This window comes from Vibrio pomeroyi (assembly GCF_024347595.1).
Classification (GTDB): domain Bacteria; phylum Pseudomonadota; class Gammaproteobacteria; order Enterobacterales; family Vibrionaceae; genus Vibrio; species Vibrio pomeroyi.
On sequence record NZ_AP025506.1, the window covers coordinates 3125199 to 3152198 of the forward strand.

General features: G+C 45.8%; 26 protein-coding genes and 1 other RNA gene. 8 read left to right on the top strand and 19 right to left on the bottom strand.

Going from position 1 to position 27000, the window contains the following annotated elements:
- Positions 1-130 precede the first annotated feature (130 nt).
- The 3 genes from mazG to rlmD all read right to left on the bottom strand — a co-directional run bounded on the left by mazG (position 131) and on the right by rlmD (position 4813).
- Entirely contained in the window at positions 131-928 is a 798-nt protein-coding gene (gene mazG, locus OCV12_RS13645; protein ID WP_017629585.1) for a nucleoside triphosphate pyrophosphohydrolase, read from the bottom strand.
- A 208-nt stretch (positions 929-1136) separates the two neighbouring features.
- Positions 1137-3359 (bottom strand): GTP diphosphokinase, encoded by a 2223-nt coding sequence (relA, locus tag OCV12_RS13650; protein WP_176680446.1) that lies wholly within the window; start codon positions 3357-3359, stop codon positions 1137-1139.
- A 134-nt stretch (positions 3360-3493) separates the two neighbouring features.
- Positions 3494-4813 (bottom strand): 23S rRNA (uracil(1939)-C(5))-methyltransferase RlmD, encoded by a 1320-nt coding sequence (rlmD, locus tag OCV12_RS13655; RefSeq protein WP_261884885.1) that lies wholly within the window; start codon positions 4811-4813, stop codon positions 3494-3496.
- 165 nt (positions 4814-4978) lie between these two features.
- Here rlmD and barA point away from each other — a divergent pair, with 165 nt between their 5' ends.
- Positions 4979-7792, top strand: coding sequence for a two-component sensor histidine kinase BarA (gene barA, locus OCV12_RS13660; RefSeq protein WP_239848414.1), 2814 nt, complete (start codon positions 4979-4981; stop codon positions 7790-7792).
- Positions 7793-7920: 128 nt separating this feature from the next.
- On the opposite strand, the gene acpS is transcribed toward barA, so the two are convergent.
- The 11 genes from acpS to rpoE form a co-directional block, all read right to left on the bottom strand.
- Positions 7921-8301, bottom strand: coding sequence for a holo-ACP synthase (acpS, locus tag OCV12_RS13665; protein ID WP_176680449.1), 381 nt, complete (start codon positions 8299-8301; stop codon positions 7921-7923).
- Positions 8302-8378: 77 nt separating this feature from the next.
- A complete protein-coding gene (gene pdxJ, locus OCV12_RS13670; protein WP_017059040.1) occupies positions 8379-9116 on the bottom strand; it encodes a pyridoxine 5'-phosphate synthase in 738 nt (245 codons plus the stop codon).
- Complete coding sequence (gene recO, locus OCV12_RS13675) at positions 9113-9841, bottom strand: DNA repair protein RecO (RefSeq protein WP_261884886.1); 729 nt, start codon at positions 9839-9841, stop codon at positions 9113-9115. The genes pdxJ and recO overlap by 4 nt, the downstream gene beginning before the upstream one ends.
- 102 nt (positions 9842-9943) lie before the next feature.
- Positions 9944-10915 carry a GTPase Era gene (gene era, locus OCV12_RS13680; protein ID WP_017629580.1) on the bottom strand — a complete coding sequence of 324 codons (972 nt, stop codon included), beginning with the start codon at positions 10913-10915 and terminating at the stop codon, positions 9944-9946.
- The gene (gene rnc / locus OCV12_RS13685) at positions 10908-11585 is read right to left on the bottom strand and encodes a ribonuclease III (protein WP_017629579.1); all 678 of its coding nucleotides are present in this window, start codon (positions 11583-11585) and stop codon (positions 10908-10910) included. Before rnc ends, era begins: the two co-directional genes overlap by 8 nt.
- A 26-nt stretch (positions 11586-11611) precedes the next feature.
- Positions 11612-12508, bottom strand: a complete 897-nt coding sequence (lepB, locus tag OCV12_RS13690; RefSeq protein WP_086711995.1) for a signal peptidase I — start codon at positions 12506-12508, stop codon at positions 11612-11614.
- A 245-nt stretch (positions 12509-12753) separates the two neighbouring features.
- Positions 12754-14547: a translation elongation factor 4 gene (lepA, locus tag OCV12_RS13695; protein WP_017629577.1), complete on the bottom strand. Its 1794-nt coding sequence runs from the start codon at positions 14545-14547 to the stop codon at positions 12754-12756.
- Positions 14548-14684: 137 nt separating this feature from the next.
- A complete protein-coding gene (locus OCV12_RS13700) occupies positions 14685-15155 on the bottom strand; it encodes a SoxR reducing system RseC family protein (protein WP_176680450.1) in 471 nt (156 codons plus the stop codon).
- Positions 15152-16114: a sigma-E factor regulatory protein RseB gene (gene rseB / locus OCV12_RS13705; protein ID WP_176680451.1), complete on the bottom strand. Its 963-nt coding sequence runs from the start codon at positions 16112-16114 to the stop codon at positions 15152-15154. The genes OCV12_RS13700 and rseB overlap by 4 nt, the downstream gene beginning before the upstream one ends.
- Positions 16111-16734: an RseA family anti-sigma factor gene (locus tag OCV12_RS13710; RefSeq protein ID WP_017629574.1), complete on the bottom strand. Its 624-nt coding sequence runs from the start codon at positions 16732-16734 to the stop codon at positions 16111-16113. Before OCV12_RS13710 ends, rseB begins: the two co-directional genes overlap by 4 nt.
- A 26-nt stretch (positions 16735-16760) precedes the next feature.
- Positions 16761-17339 carry an RNA polymerase sigma factor RpoE gene (rpoE, locus tag OCV12_RS13715; RefSeq protein ID WP_008223963.1) on the bottom strand — a complete coding sequence of 193 codons (579 nt, stop codon included), beginning with the start codon at positions 17337-17339 and terminating at the stop codon, positions 16761-16763.
- Between the two features lie 390 nt (positions 17340-17729).
- On the opposite strand from rpoE, the gene nadB reads away from it, so the two are divergent.
- Positions 17730-19346: an L-aspartate oxidase gene (nadB, locus tag OCV12_RS13720; RefSeq protein ID WP_176680453.1), complete on the top strand. Its 1617-nt coding sequence runs from the start codon at positions 17730-17732 to the stop codon at positions 19344-19346.
- A gap of 96 nt (positions 19347-19442) precedes the next feature.
- Here nadB and OCV12_RS24925 read toward each other — a convergent pair whose 3' ends face one another.
- Positions 19443-19862 (bottom strand): protein YgfX, encoded by a 420-nt coding sequence (locus OCV12_RS24925; protein WP_315972791.1) that lies wholly within the window; start codon positions 19860-19862, stop codon positions 19443-19445.
- Positions 19810-20070 (bottom strand): FAD assembly factor SdhE, encoded by a 261-nt coding sequence (locus OCV12_RS13725; RefSeq protein WP_004735374.1) that lies wholly within the window; start codon positions 20068-20070, stop codon positions 19810-19812. Before OCV12_RS13725 ends, OCV12_RS24925 begins: the two co-directional genes overlap by 53 nt.
- A gap of 167 nt (positions 20071-20237) precedes the next feature.
- Between OCV12_RS13725 and ygfZ the strand changes: the two genes are divergently transcribed.
- From ygfZ to OCV12_RS13740, 3 genes are all read left to right on the top strand, one after another.
- The gene (gene ygfZ / locus OCV12_RS13730) at positions 20238-21209 is read left to right on the top strand and encodes a tRNA-modifying protein YgfZ (protein ID WP_261884887.1); all 972 of its coding nucleotides are present in this window, start codon (positions 20238-20240) and stop codon (positions 21207-21209) included.
- Positions 21210-21213: 4 nt separating this feature from the next.
- Complete coding sequence (locus tag OCV12_RS13735) at positions 21214-21675, top strand: aminoacyl-tRNA deacylase (RefSeq protein ID WP_261884888.1); 462 nt, start codon at positions 21214-21216, stop codon at positions 21673-21675.
- 563 nt (positions 21676-22238) lie between these two features.
- A complete protein-coding gene (locus OCV12_RS13740) occupies positions 22239-22445 on the top strand; it encodes a DUF1107 domain-containing protein (protein ID WP_009847660.1) in 207 nt (68 codons plus the stop codon).
- A 118-nt stretch (positions 22446-22563) separates the two neighbouring features.
- Here the strand turns inward: OCV12_RS13740 and OCV12_RS13745 are convergent, their stop codons facing one another.
- From OCV12_RS13745 to OCV12_RS13755, 3 genes are read right to left on the bottom strand one after another with little or no spacing between them, the layout of a single operon-like run.
- On the bottom strand, positions 22564-23787 hold the full coding sequence (locus OCV12_RS13745; RefSeq protein ID WP_017629569.1) for an FAD-dependent 2-octaprenylphenol hydroxylase: 1224 nt from the start codon (positions 23785-23787) through the stop codon (positions 22564-22566).
- A 12-nt stretch (positions 23788-23799) separates the two neighbouring features.
- A complete protein-coding gene (gene ubiH / locus OCV12_RS13750) occupies positions 23800-24978 on the bottom strand; it encodes a 2-octaprenyl-6-methoxyphenyl hydroxylase (protein WP_261885963.1) in 1179 nt (392 codons plus the stop codon).
- Positions 24979-25001: 23 nt separating this feature from the next.
- Positions 25002-25577, bottom strand: coding sequence for a YecA/YgfB family protein (locus OCV12_RS13755; protein ID WP_019826273.1), 576 nt, complete (start codon positions 25575-25577; stop codon positions 25002-25004).
- 308 nt (positions 25578-25885) lie between these two features.
- Here OCV12_RS13755 and zapA point away from each other — a divergent pair, with 308 nt between their 5' ends.
- The 3 genes from zapA (at position 25886) to OCV12_RS13770 (ending at position 26994) form a co-directional block, all read left to right on the top strand.
- Entirely contained in the window at positions 25886-26194 is a 309-nt protein-coding gene (gene zapA / locus OCV12_RS13760) for a cell division protein ZapA (protein ID WP_004735366.1), read from the top strand.
- Between the two features lie 11 nt (positions 26195-26205).
- Positions 26206-26388, top strand: a non-coding RNA gene (gene ssrS / locus OCV12_RS13765) — 6S RNA.
- A 6-nt stretch (positions 26389-26394) separates the two neighbouring features.
- On the top strand, positions 26395-26994 hold the full coding sequence (locus tag OCV12_RS13770; protein ID WP_261884889.1) for a 5-formyltetrahydrofolate cyclo-ligase: 600 nt from the start codon (positions 26395-26397) through the stop codon (positions 26992-26994).
- The last annotated feature ends 6 nt before the right edge of the window (positions 26995-27000 follow it).

The following is a 27000-nucleotide window of genomic DNA, read 5'->3' on the forward strand; positions in this document are numbered from 1 at the left end:
AATGAGGGAAATGGACTACTTCTGGACGGGATGAAAATATACCAGAAGCCCCTTATCGCCACAACGTGAAATCTATCACACTGCTATTTTTTATTTTTTGCTTCAAATCAATTCATGATAAAAGCTTTGGTTATCTTTTCTCCGCCACTTTGACTTCATCCCACATGGAATCAAGCTGTTGTAGTGAAAAATCGGTCAAATTTTTATCTTGCTGACGAACTTTTTGTTCCACCCCTTTAAAGCGACGCGAAAACTTCAGATTGGCTTTGTTCAGCGCCGTTTCTGGATTTTTACCTAAATGTCGCACCAAATTGACCGTCGCAAACAGCAAATCACCTAACTCTTCTTCAACCAAATCTTCGTTAGGTGTGACTTGAAGCGCCTCTTCCAGCACCTCGTCAACTTCCTCTAAAACCTTATCCGCGACGGGGCCAATTGAGTCCCAATCAAAGCCAAATTTCGCGACCTGCTTTTGAATCTTTGTAGCACGCGAAAGCGCAGGTAGAGAGTTTGGTATTGAGTCTAGAATACTTTCTTGAGTTTTGCCTGCTTGTGCTTTTTCTTTGGCTTTTTCCGCTTCCCAGTTAGCATTGATTTCTTCATCACTGGCAAACTCGGTATCAGAGAACACATGCGGGTGACGTCGTGTTAACTTCTCATTGATGCCGTCAACCACATCAGAGAACTCAAAAAGCCCCTGCTCTTTCGCTAACTGGCTATAGAAGATCACCTGAAACAGCAAGTCACCCAACTCTTCTTGTAGGTTCGGCCAATCTTTGTTGTGAATCGCATCCACCACTTCGTAGGTCTCTTCGATAGTATGCGGGACAATTGTTTCAAAATTTTGTTTTAAATCCCAAGGACAGCCACCTTCTGGATCGCGCAGCTTAGTCATGATCTGTTCAAGTTGTTCAATCGGGTGATTCATCGTTTTCTTCCTATTACTGTCTTTGATTTTTAAATTTATAACGTCTTCTAAAACTAAAAAAGGTGAGCAGCCAAAACCACTCACCTTTATCTTTATTCGTCATCCCCAAGAGTGAAGAATGAGCGAGTTGGGGATCTCAAACCGCTTGGCGAGATTCCCTATCACGTTCGTCCCTCACTGTAGGGAATGACGAGGATGATACCAAATATCATCCTAATCTCTTGACGCTCATTACATCTTTAATCTGCTCGACTCGGCTCGTCACTCGACTCAGAATCTCAATATTGGTCACTTCCAAATCGAAATCCATTACCGACAGCTGACGCTTGTAGTCGATGCGGCTCTTCATCGTGGTCACGCTGATCTTCTCGTTCGAGAACAGTGAGGTGATGTCTTTCAGCAAGCCATTACGCTCTAGCGCTTCAACACGCAGCGTTAGGATGTAAGAACCGACAAAGCCGTTACCCCAAACGGTATCAATGATACGTTCTGGCGCATGCAAGCTTAGCTCACTCAGTTGTTCACAGTCACTGCGGTGAACCGAGATACCACGACCTTGAGTGATGTAGCCTTTGATGGTGTCGCCTGGGATTGGCTGACAACAACGTGCAAGGTGCGTCATTAGGTTATCAACGCCTTCAACGACTACGGCATCTTTCTTTGGACGACTCTGTTGTGCTGGCTTGTTTTCCGACTCAAGCAATTTCTCTAGTGCTTTTTTGTCTTCTTCTTCGGCTGTTGGCTTATTAACCAGCGCATTGATGTGATTAACCACTTGGTTAATGCGCAAGTCGCCACTACCGATACCGGCATAAAGCTCATCTGGTGTGTTCACGTTAAAGCGTCTTAGCGCGTATTGGTCAGCATCTTTGAGAGTTGCACCAACCTTCGCTAATTCAACCTCAAGGATGTCACGACCCGCTTCTAGGTTCTTCTCACGACTTTGCGCGCGGAACCATGCATTGATTTTCGCTCGAGCACGTCCAGAGTGAACGAAACCTGTGGTTGGGTTCAGCCAATCGCGAGATGGGTTCGGCTCTTTCTGGGTGATGATCTCTACTTGGTCGCCCATTGATAGCTTATGGGTGAACGGTACGATACGCCCTGCCACTTTGGCACCGATACAACGGTGACCAACCATCGAGTGGATGTGATAAGCGAAGTCCAACGGAGTTGCACCCATTGGCAAGTCGACCACGTCACCACGCGGTGTAAACGCGTATACGCGGTCATCGAAGACTTGGCTACGAACTTCATCCAGCATCTCGCCAGAATCCGACATCTCTTCTTGCCAATCGATAAGCTTACGCAACCAAGTAATTTTCTCGTCGTAACCACTGCGACCGCTTGAAGCGCCTTCTTTGTACTTCCAGTGCGCCGCAACGCCAAGCTCGGAGTCTTCGTGCATCTGCTTGGTACGGATCTGAATCTCAATGGTCTTGCCTTCAGGGCCAAGAACAACCGTGTGAATCGACTGGTAACCATTTGGCTTAGGATTCGCCACGTAGTCATCAAATTCGCTTGGTAGATGTTTGTATTTGGTATGAACGACACCTAGACCGGCATAACAGTCTTGAAGTTGGTCGGCGATGATACGCACAGCTCGAACGTCAAAAAGCTCATCGAAGGCCAAGCCTTTCTTCTGCATTTTGCGCCAGATGCTGTAGATGTGTTTTGGTCGACCGCTGACTTCAGCATTAATGCTTGAACGGTTCATTTCTGCCGTTAAGTCGTCAACGAAATCTGTAATGTATTGTTCACGTACGATGCGACGCTCAGACAACTGCTTAGCGATCTGCTTGTAAGTGTCTGGTTGTTGGTAGCGGAATGCGTAATCTTCGATTTCCCACTTAAGCTGACCAATGCCGAGACGGTTAGCCAGTGGTGCATAGATGTTAGAACACTCTTTTGCTGCCGCGCGGCGCACAGCATCAGGCGCTTTTTTCACCTCGATAAGGTTACAGATTCGCTCTGCTAGCTTGATGACTACGCAGCGGAAGTCGTCAACCATTGCTAATAGCATGCGACGAACGTTATCGACTTGACCCGAGGCTGCACTGCCTTCAAGGGTCACGTTAAGCTGGCCCAAGGCCGCCATTTCTTCAACGCCATCAATCAACTTTACGGTTTCTTTGCCGTAGCTTTCTTCAAACGCTTCGCGCTCAAAAACGCCGCTAGAGACGACGGGGAAAAGTTGTGCAGCAATTAAAGTGGCACGGTCCATGGACAAGGTGACCAAGATTTCGATCATCTCTCGGCCACGCCAAAGCAAGAGCGATGCTTGCTCGTGATCTTTTAAAAGTTCTTCACAGTGACGATAAACTTTAATCAGTTTATTCGAGGTTTTTGCGTCTTGATTCAATGACGCAATCCAACTTTCTAGCTCAAACTGTTCGCTTGGGTTTAAATGTGCGCTTCGTACCGCAACCATCATGCCTTCCTAGTTATTCTGTTTATACCCAATTCAATATGACTAACTGGTTCCAAGTTAGTTCGACCATATTGATATCAGCGCAAGTTTCCCTGCGCCTTTGTGATTCATTTTGAAGCCTTGTTTAAGGGCCTCTAAGCCTTGATAAAGAGAGCCATGGATTCTAGATGACTGGTATGTGGGAACATGTCCAACATACCAAGCTTGGCTAATTGGTAGCCTTGTTTTTCCAAGCTCTCAGAATCTCTAGCTAGAGTAGCAGGATTACACGAAACATAAACCACACGCTTCGCTCCTAACGCTGAAATTTGATCAACGATCCCACTCGCTCCAGCCCTTGCAGGGTCGAGCAATACTTTATCGAATTTCTCTTTTGCCCAAGGCTGTGAAGATAAGTCTTCTTCAAGGTTCGCTTGGTAAAACTCGGTATTACTCAATTGGTTTAATTCTGCATTCGACGTGGCCTGTTGTACCATTTCGTCAACACCTTCAACACCAACCACAAACGCCGATTGCTGTGCGATAGGCAGACTGAAGTTACCTAACCCACAAAACAGGTCAAGCACTCGCTCATCCGCTTTAGGTTCTAACCACTCAATCGCTTGAGCCACCATCTGTTGGTTTACCTTCTGGTTAACCTGAATAAAGTGGTTTGGTTCAAACGGCAATGTCACACCCGTTTCTTTATAAGCTGGCGCATCACCCACTAAGCGAAGTAATTTGTCGGTTTCTGGCATCAAGTACAGAGTCGCATCTTCCTCTTTCGCTAACGCAATCAGCGCTTGCTCATCTTTTTCTACCAAAGGCTTAAGGTGACGCAGCACCATAACAGGGCCAGTATCACCCAATACCAATTCAACGTGTCCTAAAGAGGTAAGGTTGCTGAAAGTGTTGAGTAAATTTTTCAGCTTTGGCAGCAAGACATTAAGACGAGGATCAAGCACGGCACAGTCAGTGATGTTTTCAATCTGTTTGCTTTGCTTCTTACGGAATCCAAACTGAAGCTTCTGTGTTTTCTTATCAACAAACAGGCTGATGCGCGCACGACGACGATAACCGGTTTCATCACCCACAATCGGTTGGGCAACTTCGGTCTTATCCGTCTTATATTGGTTCATTAAGTGCGTGAGAGATTGCGCCTTGTGCTCAATCTGAGATTCGTAACCAAGGTGCTGAAGATGGCAGCCACCACACTGATTAAAGTGTTTACAAAAAGGCTTTAAACGTTGCTCGCTCGGCTTCAATAATTTGATGAGTTTCGCGCGTGAAAATTTACTCTTACTCTCAGTAAGTTGAATAACCACCTGCTCACCAGGCAATGCGCCATCAATGAAAACAGGTTTGTTTTTCTGATAAGCGATACCAGCGCCATTGTGATCCATTCGTTCAACTAAAACCGATTGATGCTTGGTCTCGAGTTGAGTTTTCTTTTTTGGTTGGAAAAAACGTGCCATTGCTTGCGCCTAATGTATCTTTTAATAAGTAATTGGTATCCAGGACTCATTATTCTGTCTTGGAATCATTGTCGAACGTCACGGCTTTGATTAAGCTTACCGTTCACTTAACCGCCATTGTGTGCGTTATTTTCCCATATCCAGACCTCGATGTAATTAAAGAACATGACCAGATATGGCTTAAGAGCCCGTGTAATTACCTTAACTCTAGCTCCAACCCTGATTATTGGGTTGCTATTGAGTGCATTTTTCTCATTTAACCGCTATCAAGACCTTGAGGGGCAAGTGGTTAACACTGGTACTAGCATCATTGAACCACTGGCGATTGCGAGTGAATCCGGCATGCAACTCGAAAGCCGAGAGTCTGTTCGTCAGCTGATTAGCTATGCGCATCGAAAGAATTCTAAGCTTGTGCGCAGTATCGCGGTGTTCGATGAACGACACGAGTTGTTTGTAACGTCAAACTTCCACCCTGATTTTGAAAGCCTGACCTACCCGAAAGATAAACCTATTCCGCATTTAAGCTCGTCGAATCTGCTCGATAATACGCTGATTCTTCGGACACCAATTATTGCGGAAGGTCAGTACATCAATTCGGCCAATGGCCAATCACAAGCCAACCAAGCCATTGGTTATATCGCGATTGAGTTAGACCTATCTTCACTTCGTTTGCAACAATACCAAGAGGTGTTCTCAGCCTTCTTAGTACTGATTCTAGGACTGGGGCTTTCTGGTGTGTTCGCTTTCCGCTTGATGCACGATGTGACTCAACCGATCACACACATGAAGAACATGGTCGACCGGATTCGTCGTGGTCACTTAGATGTCCGTATTGAAGGTAAAATGCACGGTGAGTTGGACTCGCTGAAAAATGGTATCAACGCGATGGCGGTGTCGCTGTCGGAATATCACGTCGAGATGCAGCACAGCATTGACCAAGCAACCTCGGATCTGCGTGAAACCCTTGAACAGTTAGAGATTCAAAACGTTGAGTTGGACATCGCGAAAAAACGCGCACAAGAAGCGGCTCGTGTTAAGTCTGAATTCTTAGCCAATATGTCTCACGAGCTAAGAACACCACTAAATGGTGTGATTGGCTTTACTCGACAGATGCTTAAAACTCACCTGTCGAACAGCCAAACCGATTATCTACAAACCATCGAACGCTCTGCCAATAACTTACTTAGTATCATTAACGATATCTTGGACTTCTCGAAGCTTGAGGCCGGTAAACTAGCCCTAGAAAACATTCCATTTGAATTCCAAGCCAGCCTTGAAGAGGTTGTGAACCTTCAAGCGACTAACGCCCATGAGAAAGGATTAGAATTGACGCTTAAGATTGATCCTAAAGTGCCACCGGGCGTTGTTGGTGACCCACTGCGTATCCAGCAAATCCTAACCAACCTCGTTGGTAACTCAATCAAGTTTACTGAGCGTGGCAACATTGATATCAGTGTTGAACTGCGCTCGCAAAGCGAAGACAACATCGAGCTGCAATTCATGGTTCGCGATACCGGTATTGGTATCTCAGAGCGTCAACAAGCCCAATTATTCCAAGCCTTCAGCCAAGCGGATGCGAGTATCTCTCGTCGCTATGGCGGTACTGGCCTAGGTCTGGTTATCACTCAGAAGCTTGTTAGCCAAATGGGTGGTGAAATCAGTCTAACCAGTCGTCTGCACCAAGGTTCAACCTTCTGGTTCACTTTAAGGCTTTCGACTACCGATATGCCAATGACCGAGCTGATTGAAACTCAATGTCTGCAAGACAAGCAACTGCTGCTTATCGAACCAAACATGCAAGCGGCTTCGATTACTCAGCAAATTCTGACTCAAGAAGGCTTAGTCGTTACTTACCGTTCGGTAATGCCTGATGAGTCGACCTCATACGACTACGTTCTGCTTAACCTTGCGGCTAACCAAGATTACCAATTTGATACGGTAAGTGGTTGGGCAATTGGTGCGAAGAAGATTGCTCAGAACGTGATTATTGGTACACCGAGTACCGAGTTAGCATTGGGTGAGCAACTGATGAAAGAGGTTGATGTTCAGTGTATCACCAAGCCTCTGTCTCGTAAGAAGCTACTGCAAACTTTGGTGTCTAACCAAGCACCAACCTTGATAGCACCAGCAATTGAAACGCATTCTGAAGAGAAGCTGCCGCTTACTGTGATGGCAGTGGACGACAACCCAGCCAACCTTAAGTTGATTACCGCGCTGCTTAAAGAACGTGTAGAAACCGTTATCAGTTGTACTAGCGGGCAACAGGCGATCGACAAGGCGACAGAAACACCGTTTGATATCATCTTCATGGATATTCAAATGCCACAAATGGATGGTGTGACGGCTTGTGAGAATATTAAGAAGCTGGCGAACAATGCTAATACGCCAGTCATTGCCGTGACCGCTCATGCGATGATTGGCGAGCGTGACCGACTGCTTGAAGCCGGTATGGATGATTACCTAACCAAGCCAATTGAAGAGCATGTGTTACAGCAGGTTCTGATTCACTGGAGCCCGACCTCTGAGGTTGAGCACATCGAAAAAATCAATCCAGACCACCCTGCTGTTTCAGCTGAAATCGACAACAGCCAAGTGTCAGAAACTGAAGCCAGCGTGCACAAGAACATCATCATTGATTGGCAAGCTGCAATGAAGCAAGCCGCCAATAAAGAAGACCTCGCACGCGATATGTTGCAAATGCTAGTGGACTTCATTCCTGAGGTTTATGAGGCCGCAGAGAAAGCCATTGAAGACAGCGACTACCCTGTTGAACAACTGATACACATCATCCACAAGATGCATGGCAGCAGCTCGTACAGTGGCGTTCCAAGGCTCAAATCGGTATGTGCAACGATAGAGAAAGAACTACGTTCAGGCACTTCTGTTGAAGATATTGAGCCGGAGCTTTTTGAACTTCAGGATGAACTAGAAAAAGTCCAAGCCACTGCGATTCACTATTTGAAACCCGCGAAGGCTTAACGAATAGTTGTTCAAAAAAATCGTTAAACGGTTTTCCAGCCAATAAAAAAGCAGAGCTCATAAGCTCTGCTTTTTTGTCTTGTAGCGAGTCGCTAATCAAACATTAGGTTCAGGTTAGTCGTAATCAATCACGATTCGAGTAACACGGTTGCCACAGCATAGTGGCGTTCATCTGAGATTGTCAGGTGAATTGATGTTGTACCACTCGCCTCTGCGATTTCACGCGCTTTCTTGTGCAGGCTCAATACTGGCTTACCATGCTCATCGTTTGAAATCTCAAAGTCGTGGAAGGTAACACCCAGCGCAATACCCGTACCTAACGCCTTAGATGCTGCTTCTTTAGCGGCAAAGCGTTTTGCAAGGTAACGGCCTTTTTGCTTCAACTGTTGGAATACTTCAAACTCAGAATCCGTTAAAATACGCTGAGCAAAAGCGTCGCCACTTCGCGACAGCGCCTTCTCGACACGTTCGATTTCTGCGATATCTGTACCTAATCCAACAACTGCCATGCTTCCTCTACTACTTAACTTCTATCTAATGATTCACTGATTAACTGAACGTCGCTTAGTGCCGACGACTTGCCGAACTAAGCGTTGTTACGTGCTGTTTCCATGATTGCTTTCATGTCTGCAACGGCTTTGTTTAAGCCATCAAACACAGCGCGTCCCATGATTGAGTGACCGATGTTCAGCTCGTAGATCTCTGGAAGTGCCGCAATTGGTGCAACGTTGTGGTAAGTCAGGCCATGCCCCGCATTGACTGTGATACCAAGATCGTCTGCGTAGCTTGCGCCTGCTGCGATCTTCTTAAGCTCGTCTTGTTGGTCTTCTTCTGTCTTAGCATCAGCATAGTGACCCGTGTGCAGTTCAATGAACGGTGCGCCACACGCTTTTGCTGCGTCGATTTGCTCACGGTCAGCATCGATAAACAGAGACACCTTGATACCCGCTGCAGACAGTTTTTGTGTCGCCGCTTTGATCTTCTCTAGTTGACCAACGACGTCCAAGCCACCTTCAGTGGTTAGCTCTTCACGTTTTTCAGGAACCAGACAAACAAACTCAGGATTAGTATCGAGTGCAATTTGAACCATCTCGTCCGTTACGGCCATCTCCAAGTTCATGCGAGTTTGAAGTGTTTCAGCCAGAATACGCACATCGCGATCAACGATATGACGACGGTCTTCACGCAAGTGAATAGTAATGCCGTCTGCACCAGCACGTTCAGCAATTTCAGCTGCGTGTACTGGATCTGGGTATTTAGTACCACGTGCATTACGTAGTGTTGCAATATGGTCGATATTAACGCCTAAAAGGATTGAGCTCATTTTCCAATACTCCGTGCTCTAGAGAGGGCTATTGTTGGCATAAATAGCTCTCTACTTTTTAATGGTTTGCCGCCAAGATACGGCTTTAAGGCTATGCGTGTAAAGCGTTTTGCCGCTTTTAACTGCTCTTTAGTGATAAACCTACGTTCGCTGATTGCAATAAGTTCATCGCCCATAAAAGTCAGGTTATCTCGACGCACTGAAGCGATGAAACCTTTCTGCTCTCGATAGCGATAAGTCATTGTTGGATCGATCGGTTCACCGGTACCTGCACAGTGTAAAAAGTCGACGCCATAACCCATAGCTGATAACAGAGCCAACTCAAAGCGACGCAGTGCTGGCTCAGGGTTCTCATTATGCGCGAGCTCTGTTAAAGCATGAAGATAGTCGTGAAAAAGTGCAGGCATTGGTACTTCAGCCATCAATACGCGTCCGATAAGCTCATTCACATACATGGCTGAATACAGGTTTATCCCCGCGAGAGGAAGCCCCAAGCTGATTGGCTCAGCTTGGCGTAAGGTTTTCATCGAACCATTACCAGACCACTTAAGCAGTAGCGGCGTAAAAGGTTGCAATGCACCTTTCAAATTGGAACGCTTGCTGCGTGCGCCTTTAGACATCAACGTCATCCGACCGAACTCTTCACTGAAGACGTCCAAGATCAGACTCGACTCACTGTATGGCCGACGGTGCAACACAAAGCATCGCTGTAACCCTTCGCTCAATCACTTACCCTTATTACAGATACAAAAAGAGAGAGTTCGCACTCTCTCTTGGATTTATCTTCAGTTCAACTTTCTTAATCTCAGAAAGTGACGTTCAATATATTATAGATCGTCGATGTAGCCTAACGAGCGAAGTGCACGCTCATCATCAGCCCAGCCAGATTTAACCTTGACCCAAGTCTCTAGGTAAACCTTACGACCGAATAGCTCTTCCATATCGATACGCGCTTCACGACCAATCGTTTTGATCTTCTCGCCCGCTTTACCAATCACCATCTTCTTCTGACCAGTACGTTCAACAAGAATCAGAGCATTGATGTGGAAACCATCGTTATCTGGGTTGTAATCGAAGCGTTCAATTTCAACCGTTACCGAGTAAGGTAGCTCGTCACCCGTAAAGCGCATTAGCTTTTCACGGATAATTTCAGATGCCATAAAGCGTTGCGAGCGATCCGTCACGTATTCTTCTGGGAAGTGGTGAGTCGCTTTTGGTAAGTGTTCACGTACGTGCTTACGCAGTACATCAATGTTCTTACCTTGCTTCGCAGAGATTGGCACAACATCAATGAAGTCCATCTTCTTAGAAACTTCCATCATATGTTGCATGACGTTCGTACGGTCTTGAACGTTATCTACTTTGTTGATGCAAAGTACAACTGGGAAATCGGTCTTCTTCAGTTTGTTCAGAACCATTTCATCGTCGTCAGTCCAGTGAGTACCGTCGACAAGGAAGAATACTAGGTTCACATCACTCAGTGAGCTGTTCGCCGCACGGTTCATCAAACGGTTGATTGCACGCTTTTCTTCAATATGAAGTCCAGGAGTATCAACGAAAATCGCTTGGTAATCACCCTCAGTTTCAACGCCCATAATACGGTGGCGTGTCGTCTGTGGTTTACGTGATGTAATAGAGATCTTCTGACCCAGAATATGATTCAGAAGCGTCGACTTACCTACATTTGGGCGACCGACAATAGCGATGAAGCCACAGTGTTGGTTTTCCGGTAGGCCTGTTTGTTTGCTATCAGATGAAAAGAATGCATCGATATCGAAATCTTGGTTGTTATCAGACATTGCTTAGTTGCTCTAATGCTGTTTCAGCAGCCGCTTGTTCTGCCTTGCGGCGGCTAGTGCCTTTACCGATAACAGGTTTATCCACACCTGCCACTTCACACTCAACCGTAAACTCTTGGTTGTGTGCTTCACCTTTAATATTAGTCACTGTGTAGACAGGTAGAGGATTTCTTCGACCTTGCAAAAACTCTTGAAGACGAGTTTTCGGATCTTTTTGAGATACTCCAGGCTGAATTGCTTCTAGGCGAGATTGGTACCAGCTTAAAATAATGCCGCGAACCGTCTCGGTATCACTATCTAAATAGACAGCGCCGATGATCGCTTCAACAGCATCCGCTAGAATAGAATCACGACGGAAACCGCCACTCTTCAACTCACCTGGACCTAATTTTAAGTAATCTCCTAGTTCGAATTCACGACCTAGTTCTGCCAATGTATGACCACGTACTAATGTTGCGCGCATGCGGCTCATATCACCTTCGTTTACCTTAGGAAAACGGTGGTAAAGATCATCAGCGATAACAAAACTTAAAATTGAATCGCCCAGAAACTCAAGACGTTCGTTATGTTTACCTGCGGCGCTGCGGTGAGTCAGCGCCAAGTGGATAAGATCGGCATCATTGAACTGATAGCCAATCTTTCTCTCTAGTTTATCAATTGGAGAATTCATGCTCTCTCGATGTGTTAATTGATCGATTAATGAATCCCACCGATGCGATTAAAACGCACACCAGTAGGAATCCATGTTGGAAGTACACTGTCTGAACCACGTTCGAACTCGAAGCTGATCCAAATTGCAACGGCCTTACCAACAAGGTTTGCTTCAGGGACAAAGCCCCAGTAACGGCTATCGGCACTGTTGTCACGGTTATCACCCATCACAAAGTACTGACCTTCTGGAACAACCCACTCGTTAACACCATTGCGAGGCTGATATGCTTGCACACGGTCGCGGCGTAATGGGTTAACTAAAATTTGGTGCTCTACGTCTCCAAGCTGTTCATTCAGCTGAATCAGAGGCACACCATCTTGAACAAATTGGCTTTCTTCAACGTTACTTAGTTTCACTGGTTCACAGCTACTTGTGCCCTTCGCTTGAATGCAGATCTCTTTACGACTGCTGTAGCGAATGGTGTCACCTGGCATACCAACAACACGCTTGATGTAGTCGATGTTAGGCTGAGGTGGGTACTTAAATACGATTGAATCACCACGCTCTGGCTTGCCCGTTTCTACCAGTTGAGTGCGCCATACCGGGTCTTTTAGACCGTACGCGTACTTCTCTACCAAGATGAAATCACCAACCAAAAGGGTTGGCATCATCGAGCCAGAAGGGATTTGAAACGGTTCATAAATAAATGAACGCAGAACCAAAACAAATGCAATTACCGGGAAAATGGAAACACTGTTCTCAACCCACCAAGGCTGAGCCGTAACTTTTGCGCTGGTTTCAGCGTCTAGGCCATTCGATTGTGCTTCAACGTCAGCCAGTTTTTGTTGGCGCTTCTTCGCCCACACAAACTTTTCCAACGCCCATACAATGCCAGTCACTAGAGTTACGATCACTAAGATAAGCGAAAATGTATTAGCCATTGATATCCCTTAAATTTCATTTCTTTAAAAATAACGAAAGTGAAAGAGTATAACCCTTTCACTCTGCTTAATATTTCTAATCTGTATCAATCATGCTGACTAAATGCTGGGGAGATTACGCAGGAAAAATCGTTTAGTTCGAGACGCAAAGTGCAGTGACTAGTGGGCCTAATTGCAATCTTTGCAACAAAGAAATAAACGATTTTAACCAGTAATGTTCAGCAGGTAGTTAGTGCGATTGATACCTAGTCTTTACCAACATGAAGAATCGCTAAGAATGCTTCTTGAGGCAGTTCAACGTTACCGATCTGCTTCATACGCTTCTTACCTTCTTTTTGTTTCTTAAGAAGTTTCTTCTTACGACTGATATCACCACCGTAACATTTTGCGATTACGTTCTTACGCAGCTGTTTCACTGTAGAACGAGCAATGATGTGGTTACCAATCGCTGCTTGAATCGCGATATCGAACATCTGACGAGGGATGAATTCTTTCATCTTCTCAACCAGTAGACGACCACGAGACTGAGCAATGTCTTTGTGCGTGATGATAGCCAGTGCATCAACCGTTTCGCCATTCAGCAATACGTCTACACGTACCATGTTTGATGGCTCGTAACGTTGGAAGTTGTAATCCAATGATGCGTAACCACGAGACGTTGATTTCAGACGGTCGAAGAAGTCTAGAACTACTTCTGCCATAGGAAGATCGTATGTCACAGCAACTTGGTTACCGTGGTAAACCATGTCTACTTGTACGCCACGCTTCTCAACACACAGTGTGATTACGTTACCTAGGTAGTCCGAAGGTACCAAAATATTACAACGTGCAATTGGCTCACGAATTTCTTCTAGATCATTAACCGCTGGCAGTTTAGCCGGGCTATCAACGTAAAGAACCGTTTTATCTGTTTTTACAACTTCATACACTACTGTTGGAGCTGTTGTGATTAGGTCCAGGTCGTATTCACGCTCTAGACGCTCTTGGATGATCTCCATGTGAAGCATTCCTAAGAAGCCACAACGGAAACCAAAACCAAGTGCTGCCGAACTTTCTGGTTCGAAGAACAGTGACGCATCGTTCAGGCTTAGTTTGCCTAGTGCATCACGGAAGTTTTCGTAGTCATCAGATGAAACAGGGAACAGGCCTGCGTATACCTGAGGTTTCACTTTTTGGAAACCAGGTAGACGTTCAGTGCTGCCGCCTTTAGCAAGCGTCAACGTATCACCAACCGGTGCACCTAGGATGTCTTTAATACCACAAACAACCCAACCTACTTCACCAGTATTTAGCTCAGTGGTGTCGATTTGCTTAGGTGTGAAGATACCTAGACGGTCAACACCCCAAACTTGGTCTGTCGACATTACGCGAATCTTGTCGTTCTTCTTCAGTGTACCGTTCTTGATACGAACCAAAGAAACAACGCCAAGGTAGTTATCGAACCAAGAGTCAATGATCAGCGCTTGTAGAGGCGCTTCAGGATCGCCTTCCGGTGGTGGGATAGCCGTCACGATGTTTTCTAGAACATCATCAACGCCTAAACCTGTTTTCGCAGAACAGCGAGTCGCTTCCATCGCATCGATGCCAACGATCTCTTCGATCTCTTCAGCAACACGCTCTGGTTCAGCAGCTGGTAGGTCAATCTTGTTCAAGATTGGCACAACTTCCAGTTCCATTTCGATTGCTGTGTAACAGTTTGCTAGAGTTTGTGCTTCAACACCTTGGCCAGCATCCACTACAAGTAGTGCGCCTTCACAAGCCGCTAGAGAACGAGATACTTCGTACGAGAAGTCTACGTGTCCAGGAGTGTCGATAAAGTTAAGTTGGTAAGTTTCACCATCTTTAGCTTTGTAATCTAAAGTCACACTCTGCGCTTTAATTGTAATACCACGCTCGCGTTCTATATCCATAGAATCGAGGACTTGAGCTGCCATCTCACGTTCACTTAATCCTCCACAAACTTGGATTAAGCGGTCAGAAAGGGTCGACTTACCGTGGTCGATGTGGGCGATAATCGAAAAATTACGAATGTGCTTCATAGGCTTGGTGTGACTAAACTCTTTGAATAGGGATAATAAGAAAGCCGCTATGCTTCCAATCTAGCATCAGCATTGGTGGCGGCATTTCAATCAAGTTGGCAGATTCTACCCAATTTAAGGGCAATAAGCATCATAAATTAGACGAGAGACTCACCTAGGATTCGAATCAAGACGACTTCTTGCTTGGATTTGTCTTCCATAGGTTTGGCTAGCCGCTTCGCTAAGGCAATACCACCAGCAGTAAATAGTGCAGCACAGAGTATAACAATCCCCTCGCCCCCTTGGAGTAAGGGTTGTAACAAGAGTTGTCCAACGCCAGCACCAATCATCAACATGAAAAGTGGGATGAGGTAAACGATAGCTGCCGACTGAAGCAGGCTTTTTTCTGGGAAGCCGATCTCTACGATTTGTCCGGCTTTAACAAGACTTTTGGTTTTAAGCTGCCAAAACAACGATTTATTGCCTACAGCCTTGGTGACGATACCGGTTCCACAGCTCTTTTGAGAAGAGCAGCTGCTGCAACTGGTTTGTTGTTCGCAGCTCAGTTGAACAAAATATTGCTTACCTTTTTGTTCGACTGAGCTAACGGTCGCCAGCGCGGTCATCATTGCGCTGGTACCGGGTTATTGAACGTGACTGACTGAGCAATACGCTTAGCCGTTGCTGGCGGAATATCACCAACCACTGAGATTTCTCTGTCGCCAATCACTAAGCTGTGTAAGGTTCTGCGTCCTTGACGTACCAACTGCCCTTTCAATGAATGCTCATCTTTGTCGGCGATGTACACCGAAAAGCTAAACAATCCATCACTGAAAAGCTGACTCTCGACCATTTTTTCGGTCGCTGCCATTTGGTAACGGCTAAGCTCTTTCGACTTAAACCCTTCAGGCACCCAAGACGCTTGCCAGTTGGTATCGCTCACTAAGCCTTCTGGTAGTGATAAAACCTTCGGCAATTTCGCTTGGTTTAAACCACCCATAGCTTCTGCGATCTTGTCATTCACCACATAAGAGATAGTACGGTACTGTTCAAGCACTTCACCGTCACGATCTAAGAGATCGGCACGCAAAGGAAGATTCGTTTTCTCGTCGACCCAAACTACGTATGAGTAACGCAGACCATCCTTCGGCACTACGCGCAATACTTGTGTTGTGCTGCCCGCTTCACGAGAGCGTCCCACTTTGACGAAGTCGTAGTATTGGTTAAGAGAGTCGATATCTCGGTTAATCATCGGAATAACAGGTGCAACCATGCTACCCGATTGAATGGTAAATGGCTCTGTACCCGGTTCTATGTAGCTAACTTCATTGCCACGTCGAATGACCTCACGAACAGGGCCGCTTAGGTAAACAAGGTGTGCGAGTTGTTGGTCGTCGTTAACTGCATGACGATAAAGTAGAGGTTCAATACTGCTCTTCTTTATCAATATGTAGGAGAGTTCGTAATTTAGATGCTGACTGGCCTCGTTCATTTGATGCAACAAGGCCTTTGCAGTGGGTTCCTCTGCAAAGGCTGCTGGAGACATCAAGCTGAACAGTGTCAGTGCACTGACCAGGATTTTCTTCATTCAATGTCCGATTCTAGATGTGCATCTTGCATTGGCGATGCATCACTGTTTAATCTTAGTTGTAGCTCATAATCTTCTAACATTGCATGAACACGTTTGCGTTGCTCTTGCAGGTTAGCTTCAGATGCCGGCTTCTCAACAGAGTCGCGCGTTAAGCTTACTGGTTCCGCAGAACCCGCAAATGGAATCGTCTGTAGTACAGGCAATTGCTCAGGTGCTGCAGGGTCGCTGCCACCATATTGCTGAACACCGAGTACAACGGCTAACGATACACAAGCTGCCACGGCAACTTGTCCAAACTGTTGTAACCACGCAGGAAGCTGACGCTTCGCTTGCTGAGGTTTCGGCTGCTCTTCAATTGGAGCAACAGTAGGTTCAACATTCACTTGGTGCAGGTTCGGCATTGCACTATGTGCAGGCTCGGCTTCAAGCGCCGCTGCCACACTGTCAGCAATGTTCCAATCTTGAGTTTCTGGCGCATCCCCACGCATTACGTCACCAATCAAATGGTAACTCTGCCAGGTATTCATGCTTTCTTGATCAGATTCAAGGTCTACAATGAGAGCTTTATCGATCGTTTCACCATCCATGAGTGCCGAAAGCTTTTCTTTATCAGCCATTATTTTCACCATAATTATTACAAGTTCTAGCGTTGCAAAAGAGGTTTAATTTTCTTTTCCACTGCTTCACGAGCTCGGAAAATACGCGAACGTACGGTTCCTACAGGGCAATCCATTACTTCTGCAATCTCTTCGTAGCTCAAACCTTCAAGCTCACGCAGCGTCATTGCAGTTTTTAAGTCTTCTGGCAGCGCTTCAATCGCTCCAAAAACGACTTGTTTCAATTCTTTTGACAGCGTTAAGTTCTCAGGGTTCGATATTTCTTTTAACGCGCTGCCTGTTTCGTAATATTCAGCATCTTCTGCATCTACATCTGTTGCTGGCGGCCTACGGCTCTGGGCAACAATATGATTTTTAGCGGTGTTCACGGCAATTCGGTATAACCATGTATAGAAGGCACTCTCGCCGCGAAAGTTAGGTATCGCGCGGTAAGCTTTAATAAAAGCTTCTTGTGCTACATCAGGTACATCACCGGAATTATTCACGTATCGAGAGATAAGATTACAAACTTTGTTTTGATACTTAACCACTAGTAAGTTAAATGCCTGCTTATCTCCACTCTGAACTCGCTCAATCAACACTTGATCGGTTAGCTGCTCGTTCATTCGAGCGGGTACTCCTATTGTTATAACCCTCACCTTCACAGATATGGGTACTAATTATGCGAAATGTAGTATTGACACCACCGTCTACAAGAGCACTATTGTGACTAAGCCAAATACCGAAAGTTCCAACTTTCTTAAAATTATTTGCCATTATTGTTTCACAATGTGATGTAATAAAAATGGTTATCCCTATCAATTTGGGGAAACCTTGAGCAAAAGCAATGGTATTGAGCAATTAAATATTTCTAGATAGCTGTCTATATATTGATTTTGCGTAGCGTTTTAGGATGACTCTGGGGAGATTATAACAGTCTTACCGCAAGTCCTAAAACAAGACAAAGTCAATTGAGAGTGGACAACTCGACTATAGCCCGGGATTTAATAAGTTTTATGAACGCAAACCGTGAACATCAGTGTGATGTATTAGTGGTAGGAAGTGGTGCGGCAGGCTTGTCATTAGCCTTACGCGTAGCAGAACATGCAAAAGTAATTGTATTAAGCAAAGGACCACGCAGCGAAGGATCGACGTATTACGCACAAGGTGGTATCGCCGCGGTGTTCGATGAGTCGGACAGTATTGAGTCTCATGTAGAAGATACTCAAATTGCTGGGGCTGGGTTATGTGAAGAAGATACAGTTCAATTCATTGCTGAAAATGCTAAAGAGTGTGTGCAATGGCTAATTGATGGCGGTGTTCCATTTGATAAAGATGAGAACAGCACCGAAGGCCAGCCAAAATACCACCTTACTCGTGAAGGTGGACACAGCCACCGCAGAATTCTGCACGCTGCCGATGCAACCGGCATGGCGATGCAAACCTCACTACAAGATAACGTAAAGAATCACCCAAACATCGAGATCTTCGAGCGCCATAATGCGTTGGATTTGATCACTGAAGATAAGGTTGGTGGTTCGAAAGACAAGGTTATCGGTGCCTACATTTGGAACCGCAACCAAGAACACGTCGAAACCGTGCGCGCTAAATTTGTTGTATTAGCAACTGGCGGCGCTTCAAAGGTTTATCAATACACGTCTAACCCAGATGTCTCTTCAGGTGATGGTATTGCTATCGCTTGGCGTGCAGGTTGTCGTGTGGCGAACCTTGAGTTCAACCAATTTCACCCAACTTGCTTGTTCCACCCAGAAGCGCGTAACTTCCTACTAACGGAAGCACTGCGTGGTGAAGGTGCGTACCTGCGTCGTCCAGACGGTTCTCGCTTCATGAAGGACTTCGATGAGCGCGGTGAACTGGCTCCTCGTGATGTGGTTGCTCGCGCAATTGACTTTGAAATGAAGCGCTTAGGTGCTGACTGCATGTACGTTGACATCAGCCACAAGCCTGAAGAATTCATCACAGCGCACTTCCCAATGATCCACACTCGTTTGATGGACTTGGGTATCGACATGACCAAAGAGCCGATTCCTATCGTACCAGCAGCCCACTACACCTGTGGTGGTGTCATGGTCAATAAGCAAGGTCAAACCGATCTAGCGAATCTGTATGCGATTGGTGAAGTGAGCTACACTGGCCTGCATGGTGCGAACCGTATGGCTTCAAACTCACTGCTTGAGTGTGTGGTTTACGCATGGGCAGCGGCCAAAGACATCGTCGAGAACATCGACCAATCTCAGCTATGCGCTGAATTGCCAGCATGGGATGAAAGCCAAGTCACTAACAGTGATGAAGAGGTTATCATTCAGCACAACTGGCATGAGCTGCGTCTATTCATGTGGGATTACATGGGCATCGTGCGTACTGATAAACGTCTTGAGCGCGCAATGCGTCGTATCCAGATGTTGCAGCAAGAAACTCACGAGTATTACAGCAACTTTAAGGTTTCAAACAACCTATTAGAGCTGCGTAACTTGCTACAAGTCGCTGAACTAATGGTTCGCTGTGCAATGCAACGTAAAGAGAGCCGCGGCCTTCATTACACGTTGGATTATCCAGAACTTGCTGAAGACAGCGGCCCAACGATTCTGACACCAGAGAAAAGCCAGTCTTAATCTTGATAGATTGATGGATAAAATGCGAAAAAGGGAGCCTAGTGCTCCCTTTCTTTCATCTGTGCTCATTGCTTTCAGCCTGATATTTTGATTTATCTAACCTGTTCGTTGCAGGTTCGCCAAGAAATGTCGATATTCACGATCACAACAACTATCCCGCCACAACAAGACTGAGTGTCCACACTCAAACTGCAATTTAATAAAGAATTGCGCCCAGATCTTATCCACGGATTTTAGAATATAGCGTCGGTCATTCAATCGAATCTCACCATCCTCTTTATAGTCAAAACGGCCATGGGCACTATTCAAAATCAGATGGTTGGTTTGAAGCAGATGAATCAGCAGTGCCAAGCAATAAAGGCTGACAACAAGTGGGATAGAAGACAGGACGATGAAAAACAAAAGGCAGCCGAAAACAGTGCCTTTTGCAAATAATGCGAAATATGAAGGGTTAAGCTGGAGCTTAACGAACCTTGCTGAGGTTGTGTGCGACAATTTTATCAACCATTGATGCATGGCCTAGATTTTCACTGCGTCCGTGTCCCATCACCCAAGTAAACAAATCTGGGTCATCACACTCTAGTAGAGAAACAAACTCGCGCTGTTCCTGCTCTTGCAATGAATCAAAACACTCTTCGAAAAATGGCATGATGACTACATCAAGTTCTAACATGCCGCGACGGCAACCCCATTTAATTCGTGCTTTCTGCTCTGCAGTGTACATTGGCTATCCTCACCTATAATTTTTCTTTCTCGGAGTGTAACAAGTCATACGCTCTGCAACTACTATGTGAGTCACAGTCCCTATCTAAGCTCACAAAAAAACCTAGGCTGACAAAGAAACAGAACAGGATTAACATAGAGCCAAATAAAATTCTTAGGAAAGATAAAATGGATTGGAAAAACACATTTCAGCCGCACGCTCATACGCAAAATGACTCGCTTCCAGAACTGATGATGACACACGTATCAGATTGGAGCGCAATTACCATGGTAGGCGATGACAAAAAATCGTACCTGCAAGGTCAAGTAACGTGCGACGTCGTGACTCTTCCTAATGATGAATCGACATTAGGTGCACACTGTGATGCAAAAGGAAAGGTATGGAGTATCTTTCGTTTGTTCCACCACAACGGTGGCTACGCACTCATGCAACCTAAATCTGCGATTGAAGTCGAGCTCGTTGAAATCAAGAAATACGCGGTGTTCTCTAAGGTCGATATCGAGCAAACGTCGGACGTTGTTATCGGTGTGATGGGTGCATCTGCTAATCAATACATTGATTCTATTTCAGAAAGCCAAGGCAATGTACGTGCAATCTCTGGCGGTACAGCCGTTCAAGTTGCAGATAACCGCTGGGCTCTACTTGTGACAGAAGAAGCCGCTGAAGCCTTGGTGTCAAACACCGCTGCGGAAAAAGTATCAGAAGCGTTATGGCAGTATCATGAAATTATTGATGCTCAGCCTAACCTATCAAAAGCAGAGCAAAACGAGCACATCCCTCAAGCGCTTAACCTACAAGCAATCGGCGGTATCAGCTTTTCAAAAGGTTGTTACACAGGTCAAGAAACGGTTGCTCGTGCTAAGTACCGCGGCATGAACAAGCGTGAGATGCGCATTGTGTCGGGCACAACTGCGGACGTACTGTCTCTAGAGAACCCTATTGAACTAGAGCGTAGTGTGGGTGAGAACTGGCGTGGTGCTGGCCGACTATTAAACGTATATCAATTTGCTGATAACCAAGCGATTGGTTTGATGGTGTTGCCAAACAACCTTGATGACGATGTTCAACTTCGATTGACTGCTCAGCCTGATCAAACATGGAATATCCTGCCACTGCCTTACAGCCTCGAAGACGAGTAATCACGTGGAAACACTGATTACACAATGGCTGGATCAACAGCAGGTGGGCTACCGCCTGCTGATGCAAAGCAAACCTACCACCAGCATCGAAGAAACCGCGCAAGAACGAGGCATCGACGCCTCTCAAATGGTTAAGTGCATCTTGCTCAAGGATATGGGCAACCAATATGCGTTGGCCTGTACAACTGGCGATCGCTCAGTCGACCCCAAGAAAGTGCGCTCGGTGTTGAATTGCCGCCGCATGACCTGCGTACCACTCACCGATGTGGAATCCATCACCGGCTTTAAGGTTGGTTGTGTCGGTCCGCTTGCTCTAAAGAGGCACATGCCGATCATTTTTGATCCTTCCATTCAGAGTAACTCAACCGTGACCATTAGTTCTGGTGATCGAATGGCAGGCGTTGCACTTGATCTCGAGGATCTTATGGCGTTATGCGCGCCAATCGTTGCAGAGATCAGTCGATGATCCATTCTAAGACGTAATTGATCGCAAACCTTCTTTAAAGTTTTCATTAGATACATATTTAGTGTGAAGCTCGTCATAAGAAAAACACGCCAACATTAAATAGTTAATCAAAATTAAAGCATAAGTAGTCACAAAGCAAAATCTGCGTTATTGTGAATTTACTGACTAGCCTTTAGGCAAATCAGTACAAGTGAATCCACTGAGTAACATCAGTATCCACTTTTGTGTAATGCATCTGTGACTATTCGCCCGTTTTATACGGGCTTTTTTTATGTCTAAAATTTACAATTTGATTACACAAACAAAAAAATCCCGCCTATTCTTATACTTGTAACATTACCACTGCTTAATACCGGACAGGAAAGTTCACAGCAGTTCACGACTCAGTATTATTTTGGGGAGGAGCTCACGTAAAAATAGATATTTACTGTAGAAAGTGCTTAGAACAGCACAAATATCTAATTAACGTCATCGCTACTGCATATTACTCCATGCTTATCACAATTATTATCTCGGAGTTTTTCTATAATGTGCAGGCTAGGTAAATATAAGGATAATTAAGAATGAGACTGTTTAAGCGCTATACACCGAGTATGATTGCTAAACATGTAAGTCGACTTTTCAAAGGACGAATCTACATTTACGGCGTAGGGAAATTTGAGTTTGATAACGGCAAGCTAGTCCTGCCAGATCGAGCAGAGAAGCGCCACTTTCAAACAGTGAAAGAAATAAATAGTGAAATCATGAAACTGCGCTGTGCTTACGCATAATCTGATTATCTAAAGAATTCAAAACAAAAAGGGTTGGCATGTGCCAACCCTTTTTTCGTACACATGACTCTGAGAGAGGCCATGAGTTCAGGTGACTGATCACCTGAAAATTAAACGACTAACGATGAGTCACAGGGCGCTTTGCTAAATCAGGCAGGTTGCCCGCAAGGCCAAGTGCTCGCTTCATGATTTCATCTTTCGCACCAGGTAGTTGACCCGCAAGCTTCATACCAATGCCACGAATCAGCTTCTTAGCCGGATTGTCGCCTTCAAACAGATCTTTAAAGCCCTGCATTGAAGCAATCATTTTCGCCGCTTCTGCCTTTCTCCAGCGCTCATAACCACGTAGGTTACGCTTGGTGCCAATGTCTTCACCAGCAGCCCAAAGCTTTAACAGCTCCTGCGCTAAACTTGCAGCATCTAATAGGCCAAGGTTCACGCCCTGCCCTGCTAGCGGGTGAATGGTGTGGGCAGCATCACCCACCAAAGCCACACGATCAACAGCAAAGTCTCGTGCGTATCGCATGCGCAGTGGGAAGGCAAAACGATCACCGACGACTTCGCACAACCCAAGCTTTGAATCGAACTCTGCCGTTAACTGCTTATTGAATTCAGCATCCGACATAGATACGAGATTCTCGGCACGATTAGGCTCAGTAGACCATACAATCGAGCTCATGTTGCTCGGCTGCATTGGTAAGAATGCCAGTGGACCTTGAGGTGTGAATATTTGACGCGCAACGCTGTGGTGCGGCTCTGTGGTTTTGATGTTCGCGACAATTGCACTGTGCCCGTAATCCCAATGTGTTAATGGGATATCTTGCTGCTTACGAACCCAAGAATTTGCGCCATCCGCACCGACAACTAGCTTAGCGGTCAGTGCTTGGCCATTGTCTAGAGTTAGCCACGCTTCGCTCTCTCCAATTGCCATTGTTTTGCATGTCGCAGGCATGTAGAGGCTAACATTGTCTTGTTTCTTAACCTGATCAAGCAACGCTAATTGAATCACACGATTCTCAACAATATGACCTAGATTAGGCTGTGCCAAACGTGTTGAGTCAAACTCAATACGGGCAAAGCTATCTTGCTCCCACACTTCCATCGCTTGATACGGTGCAGCACGTCTTTGTTCAATGCCTTGCCATGCGTCTAGATTACGCAGAATCACCTCACTAGAGCGGCTCAATGCCGACACACGAACATCCGGTAATTCATTCAGACCTTCGCTAGGTGCTTTACCCTCTATTACGGCAATTCTTAGATCGCTGTCTTTCAATGCAGCCGCGAGCGCTAGGCCAACCATTCCACCACCAACAATCGCGATATCAACACTTTGCATCATTATTTATCTACCTTATCTTTCTACTAGGCCAAGCGTATGACGCAAAAGTGGACCTTTAAGTGGTGGAAGGTTATCCATAACGGCTAACCCAAGATTACGCCCGATACGAGCAGTCAAAAAATCGTTTGAGAACAGATGAACGAGGCTTGAAGTCAGTGTAATCGTCGCACCTCTGTCTTGTTCTCTACGTTTTCTAAAGTTAACAAGACCAGTGTAACGACCGACATCATCCAACTGAGTACACAATTCTTCCGCTAGAGAGGCCACATCACGAATACCGAGATTAAAACCTTGCCCTGCAATTGGGTGAAGGGTTTGAGCGGCGTTGCCTACAATCGCGAATCGATGAGAGATATTTTGCTTACGATGACGAAGAATCAGTGGGTAGCTCGCACGCTTACCAACCTTTTCTAGTCGACCTAATCGCCAACCAAAATCGCTCTGAAGCTGTTCAAGGAATTCGTCGTCGTTGAAAGCCATAACTTTATCCGCTTGCTCCGGCGGCAAACACCAAACCAGAGACAAACGGTTATCGCTCATCGGTAGTAGAGCAACAGGCCCATGATGAGTAAAACGCTCAAACGCTCGACCTTGATGAGGTTCGCTCGCCACGATATTGGCAATCACAGCGACCTGTTCAAAGTCATGCTCACTCAATGAGATATTGAGTTGCTGGCAGCAGGTTGAGATTGCACCGTCAGCCGCAACCAGCAACTTAGTTGTGACGGTTTGTCCACTGTTGAGGTCAATGGTCGTCAGTGACTCACTTCGTTCGACTTTCGCTACCGAGTCAGGACACAGCATCGTAATTGCCGCTTCTGATTCCAGCTTCTGCTGATAGATTCGACCAACATCCGCTAACTCGACCACATAGCCAAGCGCATCTACAGCCAATTCTTCACTGTAGATATCCGTCATCCCAGCATGCCCACGATCCGATACATGAATATCTTTAATCGGGGTAGCGACTGGAGCGATAGATTGCCACAAGTGCAATGAATCAAGGATCTGTACCGTGCCGTAAGACAATGCGATCGAACGAGAATCAAACCCAGGGTGAGCTTGATGATCAACCTGATAAGGCTCAACGACCACAATCGACAACGAACCTTGGCTTAGGTGATTCAGAGCAAGGGCTAGAGTTGCCCCTGCCATTGCGCCACCAGCAATTACAACATCATATTGAGCCATCATAACCTCAAACCGACAAACGATTAGTGAATAGTTGGAGCCGCATCTTCTGATGGGCGTGCACCAAATTCAGCATGAATCGTTAATGCACACGCTTTTACATGCTCAATAACGTGTTCTAGAAGTTGTGCTTGCTCTTCCAGATCATCTTCTTCGTCAATGCCTAGCTTCGCCATCTCTTCAAGATCAGCCAATGCTTCTTTCGTGCCTTCAGACGCTTTGTTCAATTGAGCGCCAACAAGACCTAAACCAGAGATGAAATGGTTAATCCAATCAGATACACCATCAGCAAGATCAAACACGCTCGCGCTTGCATCTTCATCCGGCAGTAACATAGACAGTTCCATGCCTGAGCCTGTGATTTCGCTAGTTGTGACTTTCAGTGTTGCTTCCGCTAGCGTTAGCGCGCGATCTGGCCAGCCCATACCTTCATTGGTGTAATCGAAGATCAATGGTTGCCAGCTTTTATCTGCAAGGTTTAAGCCTCCGCTTAACATACCCGTTAATAAACCATGCATCTCAGCAGGGGTTACGGCTAGACTTGCCGATTGAAGTTCAGTCGCAACCGTTAGGTAGTCAGGTAAAGTAGTTTCGCTCATCAGATAGCTCGCTCAGTTATTCTTTATATCGATAGTATAATCGTACCACTTCACCCCAATTCTGGTAAGCATCGATCCCTAGCAATTGAAGGATGACTGACTAGCAATTGTTCAATTTGCTGAATTACTGTGTGCTCAAGCTCTCATTTACAAACAGTCACTCTGAAAAGCTTGAATCTTAATAGCGGTTTACCTATAGTTTCTCCCTCAGAGGAGATTGCTTCCTCATCGGTACTTGCACTTTTTCTTTCTCAAAAAATGGCGAAGGGCAACAGCCTTAAAATAGCGCGTTAAAGAGTTCATCCATCATGAGTAATCAAGCGGTAGACGTTGAAATATTAGGAAAACTGACTCGAGTGAATTGTCCACCAGGGCAAGAAGAGTCATTGATTGCAGCGGCGGCCGATCTTGATAATCGATTGAAAGAGATGGCTGAACGTACTAAGGTAACCAATGAAGTGAAGCTGCTGACTATTGCAGCTCTGAATATTTGCTACGAATTACAAACCAAGAAGTTTGAAGCAAATGATGAACAAAACGCACTGACCGAGCGAATGGAACAGCTCACGACATCGCTTTCAGATGTCCTCAGTAAAGTTAAGCACGGACAGCAATAGCGTACACAAAATTTACCCTGGAGTGTTTGTCAGAGGATTCACGTCCCCGAGCCGATAAGCAATCCCTAAGGGTTAGTACTTGAGTGCTATTGAGCATGCTCGGTCCGCCGAGAAGCCTACGGTAATCATTGCTGATCCGCCTTGAACTCGCTGGTTCAAGGGCCATCTATTCTCAACGGCACTTTGGGGTATCCCTTCTTATGAAGACGCTCACACGCAGCGAATTTCGCAAACAGATCCGTATCAAACGCAATGCCTTATCTGGCGAACAACAAACTCAATCTAGTTTAGACCTAGTTAAGCAGTGCACGCAGCTTGATGAGATTCAGTCTGCTCAGCATATTGCTCTTTATATTTCGATTGATGGCGAGCTCGATACCCAGCCTTTAATTGAATGGTTATGGTCGCAAGGTAAGCAAACTTATTTACCAGTATTGCACCCCTTCTCTGCCGGACACCTGTTGTTCCTACATTACTCTCCAACCACACCCACGGTTTTAAATAAGTACGGCATTGTAGAACCCAAGCTTAATCAAATGTTGGTGAAACCTTGTCAGCAACTCGACCTTATCCTGACGCCCCTTGTCGGCTTTGACTCTCATGGTCATCGCTTGGGCATGGGGGGCGGATATTACGATCGCACCCTAGCGAAATGGTTCGAGACTGGCGAAGGCGCAACTCCAATTGGTTTGGCTCACGATTGCCAACATGTCGATACCTTACCGATTGAAGAATGGGACATTCCCTTACCTAAAATCGTGACTCCGAGTAAAACTTGGCAATGGGAAAATGACCATTAAAGCGCT

Coding starts and splice junctions, on each gene's coding strand:
- rnc (WP_017629579.1), bottom strand. CDS start 11,585: ATGAATTCTCCAATTGATAAACTAGAGAGAAAGATTGGCTATCAGTTC.
- OCV12_RS13710 (WP_017629574.1), bottom strand. CDS start 16,734: ATGGCTGATAAAGAAAAGCTTTCGGCACTCATGGATGGTGAAACGATC.
- relA (WP_176680446.1), bottom strand. CDS start 3,359: ATGGTTGCGGTACGAAGCGCACATTTAAACCCAAGCGAACAGTTTGAG.
- barA (WP_239848414.1), top strand. CDS start 4,979: ATGACCAGATATGGCTTAAGAGCCCGTGTAATTACCTTAACTCTAGCT.
- nadB (WP_176680453.1), top strand. CDS start 17,730: ATGAACGCAAACCGTGAACATCAGTGTGATGTATTAGTGGTAGGAAGT.
- OCV12_RS13740 (WP_009847660.1), top strand. CDS start 22,239: ATGAGACTGTTTAAGCGCTATACACCGAGTATGATTGCTAAACATGTA.
- lepA (WP_017629577.1), bottom strand. CDS start 14,547: ATGAAGCACATTCGTAATTTTTCGATTATCGCCCACATCGACCACGGT.
- lepB (WP_086711995.1), bottom strand. CDS start 12,508: ATGGCTAATACATTTTCGCTTATCTTAGTGATCGTAACTCTAGTGACT.
- era (WP_017629580.1), bottom strand. CDS start 10,915: ATGTCTGATAACAACCAAGATTTCGATATCGATGCATTCTTTTCATCT.
- OCV12_RS13700 (WP_176680450.1), bottom strand. CDS start 15,155: ATGATGACCGCGCTGGCGACCGTTAGCTCAGTCGAACAAAAAGGTAAG.
- rpoE (WP_008223963.1), bottom strand. CDS start 17,339: ATGAACGAGCAGCTAACCGATCAAGTGTTGATTGAGCGAGTTCAGAGT.
- OCV12_RS13745 (WP_017629569.1), bottom strand. CDS start 23,787: ATGATGCAAAGTGTTGATATCGCGATTGTTGGTGGTGGAATGGTTGGC.
- ygfZ (WP_261884887.1), top strand. CDS start 20,238: ATGGATTGGAAAAACACATTTCAGCCGCACGCTCATACGCAAAATGAC.
- OCV12_RS13755 (WP_019826273.1), bottom strand. CDS start 25,577: ATGAGCGAAACTACTTTACCTGACTACCTAACGGTTGCGACTGAACTT.
- ubiH (WP_261885963.1), bottom strand. CDS start 24,978: ATGGCTCAATATGATGTTGTAATTGCTGGTGGCGCAATGGCAGGGGCA.
- pdxJ (WP_017059040.1), bottom strand. CDS start 9,116: ATGAGCTCAATCCTTTTAGGCGTTAATATCGACCATATTGCAACACTA.
- rlmD (WP_261884885.1), bottom strand. CDS start 4,813: ATGGCACGTTTTTTCCAACCAAAAAAGAAAACTCAACTCGAGACCAAG.
- acpS (WP_176680449.1), bottom strand. CDS start 8,301: ATGGCAGTTGTTGGATTAGGTACAGATATCGCAGAAATCGAACGTGTC.
- rseB (WP_176680451.1), bottom strand. CDS start 16,114: ATGAAGAAAATCCTGGTCAGTGCACTGACACTGTTCAGCTTGATGTCT.
- OCV12_RS13725 (WP_004735374.1), bottom strand. CDS start 20,070: ATGTACACTGCAGAGCAGAAAGCACGAATTAAATGGGGTTGCCGTCGC.
- zapA (WP_004735366.1), top strand. CDS start 25,886: ATGAGTAATCAAGCGGTAGACGTTGAAATATTAGGAAAACTGACTCGA.
- OCV12_RS24925 (WP_315972791.1), bottom strand. CDS start 19,862: ATGCATCAATGGTTGATAAAATTGTCGCACACAACCTCAGCAAGGTTC.
- mazG (WP_017629585.1), bottom strand. CDS start 928: ATGAATCACCCGATTGAACAACTTGAACAGATCATGACTAAGCTGCGC.
- OCV12_RS13770 (WP_261884889.1), top strand. CDS start 26,395: ATGAAGACGCTCACACGCAGCGAATTTCGCAAACAGATCCGTATCAAA.